The sequence below is a fragment of the Paranoxybacillus vitaminiphilus genome, from assembly GCF_003259935.1.
In the GTDB taxonomy this organism is placed as follows: domain Bacteria; phylum Bacillota; class Bacilli; order Bacillales; family Anoxybacillaceae; genus Paranoxybacillus; species Paranoxybacillus vitaminiphilus.
Genome location: NZ_QLMH01000004.1, coordinates 227,755 through 248,851 on the forward strand (window position 1 = coordinate 227,755; position 21,097 = coordinate 248,851).

At 38.7% G+C, this 21,097-nt stretch carries 18 protein-coding genes and 1 rRNA gene; 8 read left to right on the forward strand and 11 right to left on the reverse strand.

All coding sequences use genetic code 11. The annotated features are described in order from the left end of the window. Positions 1-18 precede the first annotated feature (18 nt). The 11 genes from B0I26_RS07620 to rpmH form a co-directional block, all read right to left on the reverse strand. Positions 19-720, reverse strand: coding sequence for a DUF554 domain-containing protein (locus tag B0I26_RS07620; RefSeq protein ID WP_111644853.1), 702 nt, complete (start codon positions 718-720; stop codon positions 19-21). Between the two features lie 151 nt (positions 721-871). After that, on the reverse strand, positions 872-1,732 hold the full coding sequence (locus tag B0I26_RS07625; RefSeq protein WP_111644854.1) for a ParB/RepB/Spo0J family partition protein: 861 nt from the start codon (positions 1,730-1,732) through the stop codon (positions 872-874). Further along, positions 1,725-2,486: a ParA family protein gene (locus tag B0I26_RS07630; RefSeq protein WP_111644855.1), complete on the reverse strand. Its 762-nt coding sequence runs from the start codon at positions 2,484-2,486 to the stop codon at positions 1,725-1,727. The genes B0I26_RS07625 and B0I26_RS07630 overlap by 8 nt, the downstream gene beginning before the upstream one ends. Before the next feature lie 203 nt (positions 2,487-2,689). Next, positions 2,690-3,535, reverse strand: a complete 846-nt coding sequence (gene noc, locus B0I26_RS07635) for a nucleoid occlusion protein (RefSeq protein WP_111644856.1) — start codon at positions 3,533-3,535, stop codon at positions 2,690-2,692. A gap of 54 nt (positions 3,536-3,589) precedes the next feature. Further along, a complete protein-coding gene (rsmG, locus tag B0I26_RS07640; protein WP_111644857.1) occupies positions 3,590-4,306 on the reverse strand; it encodes a 16S rRNA (guanine(527)-N(7))-methyltransferase RsmG in 717 nt (238 codons plus the stop codon). A gap of 21 nt (positions 4,307-4,327) precedes the next feature. Beyond that, positions 4,328-6,217, reverse strand: a complete 1,890-nt coding sequence (mnmG, locus tag B0I26_RS07645) for a tRNA uridine-5-carboxymethylaminomethyl(34) synthesis enzyme MnmG (protein ID WP_111644858.1) — start codon at positions 6,215-6,217, stop codon at positions 4,328-4,330. Positions 6,218-6,261: 44 nt separating this feature from the next. Beyond that, entirely contained in the window at positions 6,262-7,647 is a 1,386-nt protein-coding gene (gene mnmE, locus B0I26_RS07650) for a tRNA uridine-5-carboxymethylaminomethyl(34) synthesis GTPase MnmE (protein WP_111644859.1), read from the reverse strand. Between the two features lie 359 nt (positions 7,648-8,006). Further along, the gene (gene jag / locus B0I26_RS07655) at positions 8,007-8,627 is read right to left on the reverse strand and encodes an RNA-binding cell elongation regulator Jag/EloR (RefSeq protein ID WP_111644860.1); all 621 of its coding nucleotides are present in this window, start codon (positions 8,625-8,627) and stop codon (positions 8,007-8,009) included. Beyond that, positions 8,624-9,394 (reverse strand): YidC family membrane integrase SpoIIIJ, encoded by a 771-nt coding sequence (gene spoIIIJ, locus B0I26_RS07660; protein WP_111644861.1) that lies wholly within the window; start codon positions 9,392-9,394, stop codon positions 8,624-8,626. The genes jag and spoIIIJ overlap by 4 nt, the downstream gene beginning before the upstream one ends. 81 nt (positions 9,395-9,475) lie before the next feature. Then, positions 9,476-9,817, reverse strand: a complete 342-nt coding sequence (gene rnpA / locus B0I26_RS07665; RefSeq protein ID WP_111644883.1) for a ribonuclease P protein component — start codon at positions 9,815-9,817, stop codon at positions 9,476-9,478. Positions 9,818-9,902: 85 nt separating this feature from the next. Next, positions 9,903-10,037 (reverse strand): 50S ribosomal protein L34, encoded by a 135-nt coding sequence (gene rpmH / locus B0I26_RS07670; RefSeq protein WP_003397591.1) that lies wholly within the window; start codon positions 10,035-10,037, stop codon positions 9,903-9,905. A 512-nt stretch (positions 10,038-10,549) separates the two neighbouring features. Between rpmH and dnaA the strand changes: the two genes are divergently transcribed. The 8 genes from dnaA to B0I26_RS07710 all read left to right on the forward strand — a co-directional run. Then, the gene (gene dnaA / locus B0I26_RS07675) at positions 10,550-11,899 is read left to right on the forward strand and encodes a chromosomal replication initiator protein DnaA (RefSeq protein WP_111644862.1); all 1,350 of its coding nucleotides are present in this window, start codon (positions 10,550-10,552) and stop codon (positions 11,897-11,899) included. Positions 11,900-12,109: 210 nt separating this feature from the next. Continuing rightward, positions 12,110-13,246, forward strand: coding sequence for a DNA polymerase III subunit beta (gene dnaN, locus B0I26_RS07680; protein ID WP_111644863.1), 1,137 nt, complete (start codon positions 12,110-12,112; stop codon positions 13,244-13,246). A 111-nt stretch (positions 13,247-13,357) separates the two neighbouring features. After that, positions 13,358-13,573: a S4 domain-containing protein YaaA gene (gene yaaA, locus B0I26_RS07685; protein WP_111644884.1), complete on the forward strand. Its 216-nt coding sequence runs from the start codon at positions 13,358-13,360 to the stop codon at positions 13,571-13,573. Positions 13,574-13,589: 16 nt separating this feature from the next. Further along, positions 13,590-14,705, forward strand: coding sequence for a DNA replication/repair protein RecF (recF, locus tag B0I26_RS07690; protein WP_111644864.1), 1,116 nt, complete (start codon positions 13,590-13,592; stop codon positions 14,703-14,705). 39 nt (positions 14,706-14,744) lie between these two features. Continuing rightward, a complete protein-coding gene (gene gyrB, locus B0I26_RS07695) occupies positions 14,745-16,667 on the forward strand; it encodes a DNA topoisomerase (ATP-hydrolyzing) subunit B (protein WP_111644865.1) in 1,923 nt (640 codons plus the stop codon). 101 nt (positions 16,668-16,768) lie between these two features. Continuing rightward, positions 16,769-19,240 carry a DNA gyrase subunit A gene (gyrA, locus tag B0I26_RS07700; protein WP_111644866.1) on the forward strand — a complete coding sequence of 824 codons (2,472 nt, stop codon included), beginning with the start codon at positions 16,769-16,771 and terminating at the stop codon, positions 19,238-19,240. A 147-nt stretch (positions 19,241-19,387) separates the two neighbouring features. Continuing rightward, positions 19,388-20,470, forward strand: a complete 1,083-nt coding sequence (locus B0I26_RS07705) for an HD-GYP domain-containing protein (protein ID WP_111644867.1) — start codon at positions 19,388-19,390, stop codon at positions 20,468-20,470. Positions 20,471-20,806: 336 nt separating this feature from the next. Then, a 16S ribosomal RNA gene (locus tag B0I26_RS07710) occupies positions 20,807-21,097 on the forward strand; the annotation flags it as partial.

A 21,097-nucleotide genomic window follows, 5' to 3' on the forward strand; every position in this document is an offset into this window, starting at 1 on the left:
AAGAAGGGATTATTTATTTTATATGATATAGACAACAGAAACTAATAAAGCCGCTACTAAAATACTCGGCAGTAAATTAGCAACGCGAATTTTCGTCAGCCCTAACATATTTAAACCAATTGCAATAATTAAAACGCCACCCGTAGCGGTTGACTCAGCGATAAAAGATTCAAGAAGATCACTTGGTATCCACCGTTCTATTTGCGTTGCTAATAGAGCAATTGCTCCTTGATAGAGCATAACCGGTATAGCTGAGAAAATAACGCCGATCCCAAGAGTTGTCGTAAGAATAATACTTGTAAAACCATCAATAATTGACTTTGTATATAACACTCGGTGATCTCCTCGCAGCCCGCTGTCTAAAGCACCAACAATAGCCATAGCACCAATCACAAATAATAAAGTTGCCGTTACAAACCCTTTGGCAATATTCCCTTCTTGATTATCCCCTAATTTTTTCTCCAACCACTGACCTAACTTGTTCAGCTTATCTTCGATTTTCCATACTTCCCCTAAAACACCGCCAAGTACAAGGCTAAAAATAACAATTAAAAATTGCTCACCTTTTAACCCCATCTGAATTCCTAGCAAAGTAACCGCAAGACCAATTCCGCTCATCACTGTCGTTTTTATTTGTTCCGGAATGCGGTGGAATACTTTTCCCAGCAAAGCTCCGATCGTGATGCAAACTCCATTGACAACTGTTCCTAATAAAACCAATAGTTTTTCCCCCTATGTAGTAAAAAAATAGATGCTGTCTCAAAAGTCAAGGGTCAGACCCCAACACAATATATAGGACATAATATTGGAAAAATGAACTATATATTGTTAAACGCACGTGAGGTCAGACCCTTATAAGACAGCCTCATCGTTACTCCAACTCATCAAATTTTATATTTAACAATTCTAGTATTCTTTCTAAGTCTTCATTCGAAAAAAACTCGATTTCAATTTTTCCTTTTTTTCGATTTTGTTTAATCACAACAGAAGTTCCGAGCTTTTCCCTTAACAAAGACTCGCTTTGTTTTAAAAATATGCTTTTTTCTACTTTTGGTTGTGATGTTTCACGTGAAACATTTTCGTTAATATGATTGATAAGTTGTTCCACTTGGCGAACATTTAGCTTTTCTTTTATAATCTTGTCAACAATCTTCTTCAATTGTCCTTTTTTCTTCAATCCTAACAAAGCCCGGCCATGTCCCATCGATAAAACGCCATCCGTAATAAGCTGCTGCACATCTTTTGGAAGCGAAAGTAAACGAATATGATTAGCAATATGAGGACGGCTTTTTCCTAATCGCTTTGCCAATTCTTCTTGAGTAATGTTCAAATGGTCAATAAGCGCTTGATAAGCACGTGCCTCCTCAATGGGTGTTAAATCCTCACGCTGTAAATTTTCTAATAACGCAAATTCCATCATTTGCTCTTCGGTTAAATTGCGGACTACGGCAGGGACCGTTTTTAATTTTGCTTCTTTAGCGGCGCGATACCGTCTTTCGCCAACAACAATTTCATAACCTTTAATGCTTTTTCTGACAATGAGCGGCTGTAAAATACCATGTTGAAGAATGGACTCTTTTAACTCGTCAATCGTTTCTTGCTTGAATGTTTTCCGCGGTTGATACGGATTGGGCCGCAGCTCTTTAATGCTGATTTCTTGAATGACTTCATCTTCTTGCGTTTCTAAATTTGCAAACAATGCATTAATCCCTTTTCCAAGACCTTTAGCCACGTTCTAGCACCTCCTTCGCAAATTCTAAATACACTTCAGCTCCGCGGGATTTTGTATCATAAAGAATAATTGGTTTCCCATGGCTTGGTGCTTCGCTTAAGCGGACATTCCGCGGGATAATCGTTTGATAGACTTTTTCACGAAAATATTTTTTCACTTCTTCAATCACTTGAATGCCGAGATTTGTTCTGGCATCCAACATCGTCAGAACAACGCCCTCTAACCGCAAATCTGTATTTAAATGTTTTTGCACTAAACGTATTGTATTCAGTAATTGACTTAATCCCTCAAGGGCATAGTATTCACACTGTACCGGAATTAAAACGGTATCTGCAGCAGTTAAAGCATTGACAGTGAGCAAGCCTAAAGAAGGCGGACAATCAATAATAATAAATTCATATTCAGATTTTAAAGGCTCAAGCGCTTTCTTCAAACGAATCTCACGAGAAATAATCGGAACAAGCTCTATTTCCGCCCCTGCAAGCTGAATGGTAGCGGGGATGATATGTAGGTTTTCTATAGAGGTTGGCCTTATCACTTCTTTCGCTGTCATCTCTTCAACAAGAACATTATAAATACATTCGTCGACATCGCCTTTTTCAATGCCGATTCCGCTTGTCGCATTTCCCTGGGGATCAATATCTACAAGCAACACTTTTTTTCCTATATATGCAAGGCAGGCAGCTAAATTGACCGCTGTTGTCGTTTTCCCTACCCCGCCTTTTTGGTTTGCAATCGCGATAACCTTGCCCACGATGACACCTACCCTCAACTCATACTATCTTTCTTCCATTCTAAACGTCCGTCATGCTGTTTTCACATTTATTGTTAAAAAACCGCTATGTTTTTTATTTTATCACGAAACAACTAAGATTGATGTTTTTTCTAATCGGTAAATGCAATTTAAATAAAAAACCTCATCAATGTAGCTTATGATGAGGCATAATAAGAGCAATATTACTTTTTAGGAATGCGAATCGTAATTTGATAGTAATCTTCAAAGTCTTCTTCCTCTGAATCAATCGCAAGACCGCTATCTGCGACCATCGTTAATGATTGACGGATTGTATTTACAGCGATTCTCATGTCTTTGCTGAACGCTTTTCGTTTAGGCTTTGGCTTAGGTGCAGCATTCTCCAGCATTTTGAGAACGCGATCTTCTGTTTGTTTTACATTTAACTGCTTTTCCATAATTTCTTGTAAAAGCTTCAGCTGCTTTTCTTTATCTTTCAATGCGATTAGCGCACGAGCGTGGCGCTCTGTAATTTTCCTTTGTAAGAGAGCGTCCTGTACTTCTTGGGGAAGCTTTAATAAACGCAGCTTGTTAGCTATTGTTGATTGACCTTTTCCTAATCGTTGCGCTAATGCCTCCTGAGTTAAATTATGCAATTCAAGCAGCTTCGCATAGGCAAGCGCTTCTTCAATCGGTGTTAATTCCTCACGCTGCAAGTTTTCGATGAGCGCTACAGATGCGGTTTCCGTGTCATTTAAATTTTTAACAATAGCAGGTATTTCTTCCCAGCCAAGCTTTTGGACAGCCCGCCAACGTCTTTCTCCAGCAATGATTTCAAATTTTCCGTCTTCACATTCGCGAACCACAATCGGTTGAATAATTCCGTGTGTCCGGATAGTTAACGCCAATTCATCAATCTTATCCTCTGCAAAAATCGTGCGCGGTTGATAGCGATTCGGTACAATAAGAGATACAGGAATTTTTCTAATTTCTTCCCCTTCTGTTTTTTCAACTGCCTGTTCAGTTTCCTTTTCCCCAAAATTGAAAAAACGCGAAAAAGGATGTTTCATGCCCCTACACCACCTTTGAAAACTCTCCCCTGTATTCTGCTTGTCTAAAAATATTTATTCAATCGGAAGCTTATTTGGCACTCCAGGTTTTCGAGGGTATTTTTTTGGTGTCTTCCGTTTTTTCTCAATAAAAATAATTGTACGCTCACTTTGTTCAATTGGTAAAATAAATTGTTCTATACGTTCAACTTCCCCGCCAAGCACTTTAATAGCCGTTTTCCCTTGTTCTAATTCCTCCCCGGCAGCAGCTGCTTTCATGGCGATAAATGTTCCGTTGATTTTAACTAACGGAAGGCAAAGCTCACTTAATACTGCCATTCGGGCAACTGCTCTTGCTATAACTACATCAAATGATTCGCGAATTCCTTCTTTTCTGCCAAATGTTTCGGCACGGTCATGATAAAACGCCACATTCTCTAACTGCAGTTTAGACGCAAGATGATTCAGAAACGTAATTCGTTTTTGCAATGAATCAACAATGGATAACTTTAAATGCGGAAAACAAATTTTTAAAGGAATGCTTGGGAATCCCGCTCCTGCTCCTACGTCACAAATAGAAATCGGCTTTGAAAAATCATAGTAAAACGCTGGAGAAATGGAATCAAAAAAGTGTTTTAAATATACTCCAGACTTGTCCGTAATGGCAGTTAAGTTCATTTTTTCGTTCCATTCCACCAATAACTCATAATACAGTTCAAATTGTTCAAGTTGTTGAGGAGAAAGGTGAATTCCCTTCTCCTCTAACATTGTCTGAAACTGTCTTGTCTCCATAAGCCAATCCTTTCACTATTGTTATTCATTCGACACCCGAGCAATTCTTCCTTGTTCTAAATAAACTAATAATATTGAAATATCCGCTGGATTTACTCCAGAAATACGGGAAGCCTGTGCGACAGAGAGCGGACGGACTTGCTTCAATTTTTGTCTTGCTTCTGTTGCAAGCCCGGTAATTGCATCATAGTCAATGTCTTCTGGAATTTTTTTATTTTCCATCTTCTTTAAACGCTCTACTTGTTGAAGTGATTTCTCAATGTATCCTTCGTATTTGATTTGAATTTCTACTTGCTCCGCTACATCTGGCGGAATTTCTACATCTGCAGGCGCAAGCATTTTGATATGCTCATACGTCATTTCTGGGCGTTTCAATAAATCAGCAGCACGAATTCCGTCTTTCAACTCGCTTCCGCCGGCATTGCGAATAACCTCTTGCACTTGTGCAGTCGGCTTAATGATATAGGAAACTAAGCGTTTTTTCTCTTTTTCAATCGCTTCTTTCTTCGCTAAAAACTTTTGATAACGCTCTTCAGAAATAAGACCGATTTTATAACCAATCTCTGTTAAACGCAAATCAGCATTATCATGACGAAGCAATAAGCGATATTCCGCACGCGATGTCAGCAAACGATATGGCTCATTTGTTCCCTTCGTGACAAGGTCATCAATCAATACACCGATATATGCATCGGAACGGCTTAAAATAAGCTCTTCTTTTCCTAGTGCTTTTCTAGCAGCATTAATTCCGGCAATAATCCCTTGTCCCGCTGCTTCTTCATAACCGGAAGTTCCGTTAATTTGTCCGGCTGTATATAAATTTTTCACGATTTTTGTTTCAAGCGTTGGCCACAACTGCGTTGGGACAACCGCATCATATTCAATCGCATAACCGGCGCGCATCATTTCTGCCTTTTCTAAGCCGGGAATTGTCGCTAAAATTTTCCGCTGAATATGTTCTGGCAAGCTTGTTGATAATCCTTGTACGTACACTTCCTCTGTATTTCGTCCTTCCGGCTCTAAGAAAATTTGATGACGCGGTTTGTCATGGAAACGGACAATTTTATCTTCAATGGATGGACAGTAGCGTGGTCCTGTTCCTTTAATCATTCCTGAGTACATCGGCGATAAGTGAAGATTCTCGTCGATGATTCGATGAGTCTCTTCTGTTGTGTACGTTAACCAGCAAGGAAGCTGATCGGTAATAAACTCGGTCGTCTCATAGGAAAACGCTCTAGGAACATCGTCCCCCGGCTGAATTTCTGTTTTGCTGTAATCAATAGAACGACTATTTACCCGAGGAGGTGTTCCTGTTTTAAAGCGCACTAATTCAAACCCAAGCTCTTCTAAATGCTCAGATAACTTGATAGAAGGCTGTTGGTTATTTGGACCGCTCGAATATTTAATATCGCCGATAATAATTTCTCCACGTAAAAATGTTCCAGTCGTAATAACAACTGTTTTGGCATAATAATGGGCACCTGTATGCGTAATAACGCCTTTGCAGACCCCGTCCTCAACGATTAAACGTTCTACTTTTCCCTGTACTAATGTGAGATTCTCTTGGTTTTCAAGCGTCTTTTTCATTTCATGTTGATATAGGAATTTATCCGCTTGGGCACGCAACGCACGCACAGCCGGGCCTTTTCCTGTGTTCAACATTCTCATTTGAATATAGGTTTTATCAATATTTTTTCCCATTTCTCCGCCCAGCGCATCAATTTCCCGCACAACAATTCCTTTTGCTGGACCGCCAATTGATGGGTTACAAGGCATAAATGCAATCATATCAAGATTGAGTGTAATCATTAACGTCTTTGCTCCGATGCGAGCTGCGGCTAAGCCCGCTTCACACCCCGCATGCCCGGCACCCACTACAATGACGTCATATGAACCGGCATCATATCCCATAAAAATAACCTCCTTCTTTCAATGCCCTTTGTGACAAAATATGTTTACTTTCCTAAGCAAAATTGCGAAAAGAGCTGATCAATCAAACTTTCATGGACTGTATCACCGATAATCTCACCTAGTAATTCCCATGTTCTTGTTAAATCGATTTGCACAATATCAATCGGCACTCCCGCTTCGATGCCAGAAATCGCTTCTTCAACCGCCTGTTTCGCTTGATGAAGCAGCGCAATATGCCGAGAGTTAGATACGTACGTTAAATCATTTGCTTCAACAGCACCCGTAAAGAATAGAGAAGAAATCGCTTCTTCCAATTCATCGATTCCCTTTTCCTCTAAAAGAGATGTCGTTACAATCGGCCAATTTCCTGCAAGCTCCCGGACGCGTTCCATGTCGATTTTCTGCGGTAAGTCCGTTTTATTGACAATAACAATCACATCCATATCCTTAACCGCTTCAAAAAGCTGTTCATCTTCCGGAGTTAGTTCCTCGCTATAATTCAAAACGAGTAAAATCAAATCCGCTTTTTTAAGTACTTCTCGTGAACGCTCCACTCCAATTCTTTCCACGATATCTTCCGTTTCCCGAATTCCCGCTGTATCAATTAATTTTAGCGGTACCCCTCGCACGTTTACATATTCTTCAATCACATCACGTGTTGTCCCTGGAATATCTGTAACAATCGCTTTATTTTCATGAGCTAAACTGTTGAGCAATGATGACTTTCCAACATTCGGTCTGCCAATAATAGCAGTCGCCAAACCTTCCCGCAATATTTTCCCTTGCTGTGATGTTTGTAAAAGCTTATTAATCTCATCACGAACATAAAGCGCTTTTTCAATAAGCATGTTATGTGTCATTTCTTCAACGTCGTCATATTCTGGGTAATCGATGTTTACTTCAACATGGGCTAATGTTTCTAAAATCGCTTGCCGCAATCCGCGGATTAGCTTTGAAAGGCGCCCTTCCATTTGACTTAGCGCCACATTCATCGCCCGGTCCGTTTTCGCACGAATTAAATCCATAACTGCTTCCGCCTGGGACAAATCAATGCGCCCATTTAAAAAGGCGCGTTTTGTAAATTCTCCCGGTTCAGCTAAACGCGCTCCATTTGTTAATACAAGCTGTAAAACACGATTGACAGAAACGAGACCACCGTGACAATTAATTTCTACGACATCTTCCCTTGTAAATGTTTTTGGCGCTCTCATCACCGTTACCATGACTTCTTCCACCGTTTGCCCTGAAGAAGGATCGATAATATGACCGTAATGAATCGTATGAGATGGTACGTCTTTTAAGCGCTTGCCCCCGACTCCCTTAAAAATTTTATCAGCAATTTGTATCGCCTCATCTCCGCTTAGCCGGACAATCGCTATCGCTCCTTCTCCCAGCGGCGTCGAAATGGCTGCAATTGTATCAAACTCCATTTCCTATCACCTCTCTTTACTAAAACCGCCATCCTAATCTATATGATTAAATCCCATTAATTCCGAATTGATTCCCTAAATTATTAAAATAACACATTTATATTGTGAACAAAAGAAAATGTTTCTATATTCCCAGACATAAAAATTATCCACATTCAGTGTAATCATTCTAATTTTAACTTATCCACATGTGAATAACAATAATAAACGTCAATATCCATTCATGAACAATTAAGACGAGCAAACATCCATTTTGGCTTTAAAAAATAAAGAGCTGACCCATAAGCAAAGTATCAAACCCCACAACACAATATATTGTGAAATGCACGTGAGGTCAGACACTTATGGATCAGCCCCCCTTATCGAATGGGAGATATAACGATGTAGCGATGCGGTTCCGTTCCAACAGAATATGTTTTTATTCCTTGCCGCTCCGCTAAAGCGGCATGAATAATTTTTCTTTCATAAGCTGGAAGCGGTTCTAACTTGACTTCTTTTCCCGTTTTTATTGCTTTATCCGCTAATTTTTGCGCTAATTGAGTGAGCGTCTCTTTTCGTCTCGCGCGATAGTTTTCTGCATCAATCGTAATGTGAATATAATGTTCCGAATACCGATTGGCTACAAGTTGAGCTAACAGTTGAAGCGAATTCAACGTTTGTCCATGTTTGCCGATTAATAAGGCAATTTGCTCACCGCTCAAAATAAATTCTGCATTTTTATCATTTTCTCTTTTTTGAATATCTGCTTGAATCCCCATCTTTTCAATGACGGATTTCAAAAATTTCTCAGCTTCTTCTACAGGATCATAGATTAGCTTTGCTTTTACAACAGCCGGTCTTGCCCCAAAAATCCCTAAAAAACCTTTCTTTCCTTCATCGACAATAATGATTTCCGCCCGTTCTTTCGAAACATTTAGTTGAGCTAAAGCTAGGTTGACTGCTTCTTCGACAGTTTGGGCCGTAGCAGTTACTTCTTTCACTTCTTCGCTCCTCCTGAATTAGCAGTCTTTATATCTGGGCCTTTAATAAAGTATGTTTGAATAATCATAAAGATGTTGCCAACTACCCAATACAATGATAGCGCTGCCGGGAAATTAATCGCAAAAATGACGATCATAATCGGCATCATCCAGAGCATCATTGCCATTTGCGGATTTTGCTGTTCCGTTCCGGCCATAATCATTTTTTGCTGAATAAAAGTAGTTACTCCAGCTATTAGCGGTAGAATATAGTACGGATCTTTATCTCCCAGATCAAACCATAAGAAATTATGGTTTGCGATTTCTTCTGTTCGCATAATGGCATGATAAAAACCTATCAAAATCGGCATCTGAATTAAAAGCGGGAAGCAGCCTGCCAAAGGATTTACTCCGTGCTTTTGGAACAATAGCATCGTTTCCTGCTGCAGCTTTTGCTGCGTTTGCATATCTTTAGAGCTGTATTTTTCCCGCAGCTTTTGCAATTCTGGCTGGAGGGCTTGCATAGCTTTTGAGTTTCTCGTCTGCTGAATCATTAGCGGCAAAATAACTAAACGAATTAAAACGGTAACAATAATAATCGCCAAACCATAATTGGCATTAAACAGATTCGCAAAATATGTGATTAGCCATGAAAGCGGATAAACAATGTACTGATTCCAAAATCCTTTGCTCTCTGGTGTAATTGGTTCGTTTATTTGTGTACAACCTGACATAAAGGCTAACAAGGCTACTAGTAAAAATGCCAACCAAATCCGCCTTTTCACCATTTTTTCCTCCTAACATTTAAATATTCGGGCACATCCATTATGTATTTTAACATTATCATAGCTAAAATGGCTGTCCAAATGTCATTTATTAATGATTCCAGCCTTTCTAAAAACATGGATTAAACTTTTCTTTACTTCCGCATATTCCATCTCCGAAACAGGCATTCTCGCAATAATCACATAATCCTTGCCTGGAGCGATTTGTTCCCTCATCTCTAAAAACACTTGTCTTATATATCGTTTAATTCGATTTCTAACTACAGCTTTGCCAAGTTTTTTGCTCACTGACAACCCGACACGAAAGTAAGGCTGCTCCGGCTTATCAAGCACGTAAATAACGAACTGGCGATTTGCTGTTGATCTTCCGTTTTGAAACACTTCTTGAAACTCGTCATTTTTCTTTATGCGATATTTTTTCTTTATCCCAAGACACAACACACTCCCATATTCGTTCGGGATTTTATGATGAAAGCAAGCTTAGAAAAAAGACCACTGAGGTTTCAGTGGCCTATGCTGATAATACTTTTCTTCCTTTACGACGACGACGAGCAAGAACTTTACGTCCGTTCTTTGTGCTCATGCGAGCGCGGAAACCATGAACTTTGCTGCGCTTACGCTTATTTGGTTGGTAAGTTCTTTTCATTATATGACACCTCCCTGAGGAATAACTGTTACGGGCAGTCTTTCTAATTATAGTGAGAAATCTATAAAAATGTCAACCGTCCCAGGAGTATCTTTCTGCAAAATGTACAAAGTTCAATGTGGATAATTTTTTTCGTTATTTTTATATTATCCACAACATTTATCGACATTTTTTTCACATTTTATCCTTATGTGGATAATAACTTTTCCACATCTTTGGTTATTGTGGATAATTTTAAAAACTCATTGCAACATAATAGTTTATCTGTTATTATATTGTTGTTTTTACTTTGGATAATTTATGTGAACAAGTTGTTTATCCACAAACTGTGAATAAGTTGTGGACATTGTATTCAACATGTGAATAAAAATTATCCACAAAACGTGGATTTTGTCGAAATATCTTAATTATTTCCTATTTATATGTTTTTCCACATTTGCATTTTTATAACCTTATATTCATTCGGTTTATACTGTTATACAACAACCTCTTGTGTAAAGGAGGGACAATGGGTGGAAAATATACATGATTTATGGAATAAAGCACTCGAAGAAATTGAAAAGAAAATCAGCAAGCCCAGCTTTGAAACATGGTTAAAGTCAACAAAAGCCCACTCTCTTAAAGGTGATACTCTCGTCATCATAGCCCCTAACGAATTTGCAAGAGACTGGCTAGACTCCCGCTATGCCAACTTAATTGCTGAAACGATTTATGACATTACTGGTGAAGAGCTGAAAATCAAGTTTATTATTCCGCAAAATCAAAGCGAGGAAGAGTTTAACATAAAGCCCGCCATCAAAAAACATCGGAAAACAGAGGAAGAACAAACAGAACTGCCGCAAAGCATGTTGAATCCAAAATATACTTTTGATACGTTTGTCATCGGTTCTGGAAATCGCTTTGCCCATGCAGCTTCATTAGCGGTAGCGGAAGCGCCTGCTAAAGCATATAATCCTCTTTTCATATACGGCGGTGTAGGATTAGGAAAGACGCACTTAATGCATGCCATTGGTCACTATGTGATTGAGCACAATCCATCGGCAAAGGTTGTCTACCTATCTTCTGAAAAATTTACAAACGAGTTCATTAACTCAATTCGCGATAACAAGGCGGTCGATTTTCGCAATAAATATAGAAATGTCGACGTTCTATTAATTGACGATATTCAATTTTTGGCGGGAAAAGAACAGACACAAGAAGAATTTTTCCATACATTTAATACGCTTCATGAAGAAAGTAAACAAATAGTTATTTCTAGCGACCGACCGCCAAAAGAAATCCCAACGCTTGAAGATCGTCTGCGTTCACGCTTTGAATGGGGGCTTATTACGGACATCACTCCTCCTGATTTGGAAACACGAATTGCCATCCTCCGTAAAAAAGCCAAAGCGGAAGGATTTGATATTCCAAATGAGGTTATGCTTTATATAGCAAACCAAATTGACTCCAATATCCGTGAGCTTGAGGGAGCACTCATCCGCGTAGTCGCTTACTCATCATTAATTAACAAAGAAATTAATGCTGACTTAGCCGCTGAGGCTCTAAAGGACATTATTCCAAGCTCAAAACCGAAAGTCATTACCATTCAGGATATTCAAAGAGTAGTTGGAGAGCATTTTAATGTAAAGTTAGAAGACTTTAAAGCTAAGAAGAGAACAAAATCGGTAGCTTTTCCGCGTCAAATCGCCATGTATCTTTCCCGCGAATTAACCGATTGTTCTTTACCGAAAATTGGTGAGGAGTTTGGCGGACGGGATCATACAACGGTCATTCACGCTCATGAAAAAATTTCTAAGCTCTTGCAAACGGATGTCCAATTGCAAAAACATTTAAAAGAAATTCAAGAAAAATTAAAACATTAAAAAGCGGACTACTTGAACTTTTTCTGGATAATGTGAATAACAATAGATTATTTTACACAGTTTGTCCACATGTGGATAGACTGTGTTTCCTTTGTTTTTTCAAGGTTATCCACATGTTAACAATACCTACTACTACTTTTATTATTTTTTAGAAATAATAAAATAAAATATATTTTTCGCGGAAAAAGATTATTTAGGAGGAACTTGTTGATGAAATTTGTGATTCAGCGTGACTATTTAGTTCGAAGCGTTCAAGATGTAATGAAAGCCATCTCTTCAAGAACAACTATTCCAATCTTAACGGGAATTAAAATTACAGCAACCGAACAGGGAATTACGTTAACTGGAAGCGATTCGGATATTTCTATCGAATCCTTTATTCCGATAGAAGAAGAGGATAAAGTCATAGTAGAAATACTAGAACCAGGAAGCATTGTTCTACCAGCTCGCTTCTTTGGTGAAATTGTAAAAAAACTCCCAAAAGAGACAGTAGAAATCGAAATACAAAATCAGTTTTTAACAATTATTCGTTCAGGAAAAGCTGAATTTAATCTTAATGGATTAGATGCAGAAGAATATCCACGTCTGCCGCAAATCAAAGAAGAAAATGTATTTAAAATTCCTACAGATTTACTAAAAACACTTATTCGCCAAACCGTTTTTGCCGTTTCCACTTCAGAAACTAGGCCGATCTTGACAGGTGTAAACTGGAAGGTGGAAAACAATGAACTCATCTGTATTGCAACAGATAGCCATCGCTTAGCATTGCGGAAAGCGAAAATCGAAACAGAAAGCGAAGCATCTTACAATGTTGTCATTCCGGGAAAAAGTTTGAATGAATTAAGCAAAATTTTAGATGATACGACAGAACTAGTAGATATTGTTATTACAGAAAACCAAATCCTGTTTAAAACAAAACATTTGTTATTTTTCTCAAGACTCCTTGAAGGAAATTATCCAGAGACATCCCGTTTAATTCCTGCAGATAGCAAAACAGATGTTATAGTAAATGCAAAAGAGTTTTTCCAAGCTATTGATCGTGCCTCTCTTTTGGCAAGAGAAGGCAGAAATAATGTAGTAAAATTAACGACTTTGCAGGATGGAGTCATTGAGATTTCCTCTAATTCTCCTGAGATCGGAAAAGTGATTGAGGAAATCCAAAGCGAATCTATCACAGGAGAAGAATTAAAAATTTCTTTTAGTGCAAAATATATGATGGAGGCTCTCAAAGCGTTGGAGGGGACAGAAATTAAAATTAGCTTTACTGGAGCAATGCGACCATTTTTAATTCGCCCGATTAATGATGAATCGATGCTTCAGCTTATTCTCCCTGTAAGAACGTATTAAAAAAACGAAAGCTGCTGGAAAGACGGGATTCTGGCAGCTTTCTTTTCTATGGAGAAAATTTTTAGTAAAATAAAATAATGGACAGTTTTTACGAAAGAGAGCGATTGAATGATGGTTGAGAAAATTAAAATTTCTACAGATACAATTACACTAGGTCAATTATTAAAATTAGCGAACGTAATTGAAACTGGCGGCATGGCGAAATGGTTTTTGCAAAACTATGAAGTATATGTAAATGGAGAGCGCGAGAGCCGCCGCGGCCGCAAACTAAAGCCTGAAGATGTAGTCGAAATTAAAGGACACGGTACCTTTACTGTAATCGCATAGAGTAGGTGAAGTACCTTTGTTTTTAACAAATTTATGCTTAAAAAATTACCGTAATTATAAAAGCGCCGAGCTTCAGTTTGAAAATAAAGTAAATATCATTTTAGGGGAAAATGCCCAAGGGAAAACGAATGTGATGGAAGCCATTTATGTTTTAGCGATGGCAAAATCCCATCGTACTTCTAACGATAAAGACCTTATTCGTTGGGAAGAGGAATATGCTAAAATAGAAGGGAGAGCCATAAAACGAAAAGGCCCGTTATCTTTAGAATTAATTATCTCCAAAAAAGGTAAAAAGGCACGTAGCAATCATATTGAGCAACCAAAGTTAAGCCAATATGTCGGAAATATTAATGTTGTCATGTTTGCTCCTGAGGATTTGAATCTTGTCAAAGGAAGTCCTCGAATAAGAAGGCGTTTTATCGACATGGAAATTGGACAAGTTTCCCCTGTTTATATGCATGATTTAAGCCAATACCAAAAAATTTTGCAGCAAAGAAATCATTATTTAAAACTACTTCAATCGAAGCAGCATAACGATGAAACAATGCTTGAAGTATTAACGGATCAATTAATTGAATTGGCTGCTAAGATTACACTGAAACGCTACCAGTTTTTAGAACTTTTACAAAAATGGGCTGAACCGATTCACTATGAGATAAGCAGAGGGCTTGAAACATTGCGGATAAAATATCATTCATCTGTTGATGTATCAGAAGACGTGGATTTGTCGAGAATAATAGAAGCATATAACGAGAAGTTTGCTAAAATAAAGGGTAGAGAAATAGATAGGGGAACAACGTTAGTGGGCCCACATCGTGATGATTTAGCATTTGATGTGAATGGGAAAGATGTGCAAACATTCGGCTCGCAAGGCCAGCAACGAACAACGGCTCTCTCTTTAAAATTAGCGGAAATTGAACTCATTTTTTCTGAGATTGGCGATTATCCAATCTTGCTGTTGGATGATGTTTTATCAGAGCTTGATGATTTTCGCCAAACCCATTTGCTCAATACTATACAAGGAAAAGTGCAGACATTTGTAACGACAACGAGTATTGATGGAATAGAGCATGAGGTAATGAAAGAAGCGGATATATATAAAGTGGTTTCAGGACAAATTGCCAAGGTTTAGTTTTTTACTGTTTTTTATAGGAAAGCGTAGGTGATTAACATGACAATGGATCAAAAAGTGGACTATGCATATGATGAAAGCCAAATTCAAGTCCTTGAGGGATTAGAAGCGGTTCGTAAAAGACCGGGAATGTACATTGGCTCAACAGGACCAAAAGGGCTTCATCATTTAGTATGGGAAATAGTCGACAATAGTATTGACGAAGCGCTGGCCGGTTATTGTACGGAAATTAATGTAACGATTGAGAAAGATAATAGTATTACCGTTGTTGATAATGGACGCGGTATTCCGGTCGGAATTCATGAAAAGATGGGGCGACCGGCTGTAGAGGTAATCATGACTGTTCTTCATGCAGGAGGTAAGTTTGGCGGCGGTGGCTATAAGGTATCTGGTGGACTGCACGGTGTTGGTGCATCAGTCGTGAATGCCTTATCAACAGAGTTAGAAGTGTTTGTGTATCGTGAAGGGAAAATCCACTATCAAAAATATAAACGCGGTGTTCCAGTTACAGATTTGCAAGTAATTGGCGATACTGATCGTACAGGAACGACGGTTCACTTTAAGCCCGATCCAGAAATTTTTACAGAAACGATCGAATATGATTATGACACGCTTGCCAATCGCCTACGGGAGCTTGCATTCTTAAACCGCGGCATCAAAATTACGCTTGAAGATAAACGTGTGGAAAATCGCAGAAATGAATATTATTACGAGGGCGGAATCAAGTCGTATGTAGAGCATTTAAATCGCACAAGAGAAGTTCTTCATGAAGAGCCGATTTATATCGTCGGAGAGAAAGATGGGCTTTATGTTGAAATCGCTCTGCAATATAATGACGGCTATACCAGTAATATATATTCCTTCGCGAATAATATTCATACACATGAGGGCGGTACGCACGAAGCAGGCTTTAAAACAGCATTAACACGCATTATTAATGACTATGCAAGAAAGCATCATATTATGAAAGACAGTGATACGAACTTAACTGGTGAAGATGTCCGGGAAGGATTGACAGCTATCATTTCTGTTAAACATCCAGCTCCTCAGTTTGAAGGACAGACAAAAACAAAACTCGGGAACAGCGATGCAAGGACAGTTACAGACTCCCTTTTCTCTGAGCATTTTGAAACATTTTTATTAGAAAATCCAGCAATAGCCCGAAAAATTGTTGAAAAGGCAATGATGGCAGCACGAGCTCGATTGGCGGCAAAGAAAGCGAGAGAGCTCACGAGAAGAAAAAGCGCTCTTGAAGTGTCCAATTTACCGGGAAAACTAGCGGATTGTTCTTCGAAAGATCCATCTGTTAGTGAATTATATGTCGTTGAGGGTGATTCAGCGGGCGGTTCGGCTAAACAGGGACGGGATCGGCATTTCCAAGCAATTTTACCATTGCGCGGTAAAATTATTAACGTTGAGAAAGCGCGGCTGGATAAAATTTTATCGAACAATGAAGTGAGAGCGATTATTACTGCTTTAGGAACAGGAATTGGTGAAGATTTTGATATTACAAAGGCGCGCTATCATAAAATTATCATCATGACCGATGCCGATGTTGATGGAGCCCATATTCGTACATTATTGCTTACATTCTTTTATCGATATATGCGGCAACTTATTGAAAAAGGATATATTTATATTGCTCAGCCGCCTCTTTACAAAATTCAACAAGGAAAACATGTTGAATATGCGTACAATGACCGGCAATTAGAAGCTATTCTTGCCAAATTGCCTGATAATCCAAAACCTAATATTCAACGTTATAAAGGTCTTGGCGAGATGAATCCAGAACAATTATGGGAAACAACAATGAATCCAGAAACGAGGACATTGCTTCAAGTAAGCTTGCAAGATGCCATTGAAGCGGATGAAACGTTTGAAATTCTAATGGGAGATAAAGTAGAACCGCGAAGACAGTTTATTGAAGAAAACGCAAAATATGTAAAGAACTTAGATATTTAAGGATAGATGATGTATCTATCCTTCTTTGTACATTGGAGAGTGTTTGCTAATCACCCTCCCAAAATTTTAAAAAAGTGAACTTCTAAGGGAGGTTCGTTTCTATGTCGGAAAATCAAAATTTACGAATTAGAGAAGTCAATATTAGCCAGGAAATGCGTTCGTCGTTCCTTGATTATGCGATGAGCGTTATTGTATCGCGTGCTCTTCCGGATGTACGTGACGGTTTAAAGCCGGTACATCGCCGTATTTTATATGCGATGCATGATTTAGGAATGACAGCCGATAAGCCGTATAAAAAATCTGCGCGTATCGTCGGTGAAGTTATTGGTAAATACCATCCTCATGGAGATGCTGCTGTTTATGATACGATGGTGCGCATGGCACAAGACTTTAACTATCGCTACATGCTTGTTGACGGCCATGGAAACTTTGGTTCCATTGATGGGGATGCTGCAGCAGCAATGCGTTACACCGAAGCGCGCATGTCCAAAATAGCAATGGAACTTTTGCGCGACATTAATAAAGATACGATTGACTACCAAGATAACTACGACGGTTCGGAAAAAGAACCAGTTGTGCTGCCTTCAAGATTTCCAAACTTACTTGTTAATGGTTCGTCGGGTATTGCTGTCGGAATGGCAACAAACATTCCGCCTCATCAGCTTGGCGAAGTGATTGATGCCATTTTAGCTTTAAGTAAAGACCCTGATATTACCATTGCTGAATTAATGGAAATCGTCCCAGGACCAGACTTCCCAACAGGCGGTCAGATTATTGGCCGCAGCGGCATTCGTAAAGCATATGAAACGGGGCGCGGCTCCATTACATTACGGGCAAAAGTAGAAATTGAGAAAAATGCAAGCGGAAAAGAAACGATTATTGTTCGGGAACTTCCTTATCAAGTGAATAAAGCAAAACTAATCGAAAAAATTGCTGAGCTCGTCCGCGAAAAGAAAATTGAAGGAATCACTGATTTGCGCGATGAATCCGACCGCAACGGCATGAGAATTGTTATTGAAGTGAGAAAAGATGCCAATGCCAATGTCATTTTAAATAACTTATATAAACAAACGGCTTTGCAAACCAGTTTCGGTATTAATATGCTTGCCTTAGTAGATGGAGAGCCAAAAGTTTTAAATTTAAAGCAATGCTTAAATCATTATTTAGACCATCAAAAAGTAGTGATTCGTCGTCGTACAGCTTATGAATTGAAAAAAGCTGAAGCGCGGGCGCATATTTTAGAAGGGTTGCGAATTGCCCTTGATCACTTAGATGAAGTAATCAACTTAATTCGCAGCTCACAAACTACTGAAATTGCAAGAGAAGGGTTAATGCGGCAATTTTCTTTAACGGAAAGACAAGCCCAAGCGATTTTAGATATGCGTCTCCAAAGGCTTACAGGTTTAGAACGCGAAAAAATCGAACAAGAGTATAAAGATTTAGTAAAATTAATCAGCGAATTGAAAGCCATTTTGGCAGACGAGGAGAAAGTTTTACAAATCATTCGCGACGAGCTGCTTGAAATTAAAGAAAGATTCAATGATGAGCGCAGAACAGAAATTGTTGTTGGTAGCGTTGAAGAAATCGATGATGAGGATTTGATTCCGCGCGAAAATATTGTCGTAACCTTAACACATAAAGGTTATATTAAGCGTTTGCCTGTATCGACATATAAGAGCCAAAGAAGAGGCGGTAGAGGTATTCAAGGAATGAACACAAACGAAGACGACTTTGTTGAACATCTATTAATTACCTCTACCCATAATACAATTTTATTTTTCACAAACAAAGGAAAAGTATACCGCGCCAAAGGTTATGAAATTCCGGAGTTTGGACGTACTGCGAAAGGAATACCGATTGTTAATTTGTTAGAAATTGATAAAGACGAATGGATTAATACAATTATTAACATTGATGAGTTCGATGATGATTCATTCCTCTTCTTTACTACAAAAGAAGGAATTGCGAAACGCTCACCGTTGTCTTCATTCTTGAATATTCGTAATAATGGATTAATCGCTATTAGCTTGCGTGAGGGAGATGAATTAATCTCTGTTAAACTTACGGATGGTTCTAAAGATATTATCGTTGGAACGAAAAAAGGCATGTTAATTCGTTTTCCGGAGACAGATGTACGAACAATGGGAAGAAATGCTACAGGCGTAAAAGCCATTACGTTGGATGCCGATGATGAAGTCGTCGGTATGGAAATATTAGATGAAGGCTCAGACGTTTTAGTTGTTACAAAAAATGGATATGGAAAGCGTACTCCAGCCTCAGAGTATCGCATTCAAAGCAGAGGCGGCAAAGGATTAAAAACTTGCAATATCACCGAGAAAAATGGAGACGTTGTTGCGGTAAAAACAGTGACGGGTGAAGAAGATTTAATGTTAATCACTGCAAGCGGAATATTAATTCGCATCGCTGTCAGCGATATTTCGCGCATGGGCAGAAATACACAGGGTGTTAAGCTTATCCGTCTATCTGACGATAATGAAAATGAATACGTTGCTACAGTGGCTAAAGTGCCGAAAGAGGAAGAAAAAGATAGCGAAGGAATTGAGGAGCACTAAAACAAACATAGAGGCTGACCCAAAAGCAATGTCAGACCCTGCAACACAATATATAGAGTGCAATATATTGTGAAATGCGCGTGAGGTCAGACACTTATGGGTCAGCCCCTTTTTAAATGTTTCGCAATATTTGGAAGGTGAAGAAAAGTGATACGGGTAAAAGTGAACCAATTGCAGGAAGGATGCATTTTATCAGAAGATGTAGTTGGAAAATCAAACAAACCAATTATTCGGAAAAATACAATATTAACTCCTCTTTTATTAACAGTGTTAAAAAAATTTTTGATTGAAGATGTATATGTTAAATCGGTTTTGGCAAACGGTGAACCGTTTAAGCCAAGTGAAATAATCGAAAACAGTCAAAATCAAGAGAATATGTATGATGAAGAAGAAATTATTTTATTATATTTAAAAGCAGTTCAACAGTATAAACGTATTTTTCAAGCTTGGCAATCAGGACTTCCAGTTGATATTGGCGAAGTTAGAACAACTATTATTCCATTGCTGGATAGGCTGATTGAATCAAAAGGTGAACTATTTTCTCTATATCGTTACACAACAAAGGAAGATTATTTGTATCATCATGCGATTAGCGTAGGTTTGCTTGCAGGGTTTATAGCGAAAAATTTGAGCTATGATAAAGGAGATTATTACCAAATTGCAATTTCCGGTGTTTTATGTGATTGCGGGATGGCAAAAATTGACCCGAGATTATTAACAAAAAGTTCTGCGCTTACTGCAGAAGAGTATAAAGAAATAAAGCAACATACTGTATATGGTTATAAAATGATTCAAAAGCTTCCGGCATTGCAAGAAGGGGTAAAGTTAGCTGTTTTGCAACATCATGAAAGAAATGATGGAAGCGGTTATCCATTCGGACTCGATGAAAAAAAGATTCATCCTTATAGCAAAATAGTAGCTGTAGCTGATGTTTATCATGCGATGATATCGGAACGCCTTTATCGATCCAAACAATCTCCATTTAGAGCACTTGAGCAGCTTCAAGCTGATAGTTTTGGAAAGTTAAGTATGGAAATTGTTCAAATTTTATTAGATAATCTTACTGCTTTTAATGTGGGAACAAAAGTTAAGCTATCAAATGGAGAAACAGCAGAAATTGTCTTTATTCATCCAGACTCTCCTACGCGGCCAATGGTTAAAATTTTGGAAACAAATCAATTCGTGTCGTTAAGGGAGCATCGAAATATTCATATTGAAGAAGTCATTTAATGAACCTGAGGCTGTTTCATAAGGGTCTGACCTCACGTACGTTTCACAATATTATAGCTCATTTATGCAATATTATGTTCTTGTATTGTGGGGTCTGACTGTTGGCTTTTGAGTCAGCCTCATTTCTCGAAAAAAATTATTGTTTTTTTAAAAAATACTTGCGTAAATAAGTGATATCAAATATAATAAAATCATGTCTGATATTCACATATGGTATTTTTAAATAGGTTGACATCTCTTTTTTATTTTGTTATCATAGAATAGCTACCCTAATTGAGTTCCTTGAAAACTGAACAAAACGCAAGCGTTAATGTCAGTTTGCTAGGTATATAACTTTTATTGGAGAGTTTGATCCTGGCTCAGGACGAACGCTGGCGGCGTGCCTAATACATGCAAGTCGAGCGGACCAAAGGGAGCTTGCTCCCTGAGGTTAGCGGCGGACGGGTGAGTAACACGTGGGCAACCTGCCCTGCAGACCGGGATAACTTCGGGAAACCGGAGCTAATACCGGATAATACCGAAAACCGCATGGTTTTCGGTTGAAAGGCGGCTTTGGCTGTCACTGCAGGATGGGCCCGCGGCGCATTAGCTAGTTGGTGAGGTAACGGCTCACCAAGGCGACGATGC

Coding starts and splice junctions, on each gene's coding strand:
- mnmG (WP_111644858.1), bottom strand. CDS start 6,217: ATGGGATATGATGCCGGTTCATATGACGTCATTGTAGTGGGTGCCGGG.
- rsmG (WP_111644857.1), bottom strand. CDS start 4,306: ATGGAGACAAGACAGTTTCAGACAATGTTAGAGGAGAAGGGAATTCAC.
- rpmH (WP_003397591.1), bottom strand. CDS start 10,037: ATGAAAAGAACTTACCAACCAAATAAGCGTAAGCGCAGCAAAGTTCAT.
- spoIIIJ (WP_111644861.1), bottom strand. CDS start 9,394: ATGGTGAAAAGGCGGATTTGGTTGGCATTTTTACTAGTAGCCTTGTTA.
- dnaN (WP_111644863.1), top strand. CDS start 12,110: ATGAAATTTGTGATTCAGCGTGACTATTTAGTTCGAAGCGTTCAAGAT.
- gyrA (WP_111644866.1), top strand. CDS start 16,769: ATGTCGGAAAATCAAAATTTACGAATTAGAGAAGTCAATATTAGCCAG.
- mnmE (WP_111644859.1), bottom strand. CDS start 7,647: ATGGAGTTTGATACAATTGCAGCCATTTCGACGCCGCTGGGAGAAGGA.
- noc (WP_111644856.1), bottom strand. CDS start 3,535: ATGAAACATCCTTTTTCGCGTTTTTTCAATTTTGGGGAAAAGGAAACT.
- gyrB (WP_111644865.1), top strand. CDS start 14,745: ATGACAATGGATCAAAAAGTGGACTATGCATATGATGAAAGCCAAATT.
- yaaA (WP_111644884.1), top strand. CDS start 13,358: ATGGTTGAGAAAATTAAAATTTCTACAGATACAATTACACTAGGTCAA.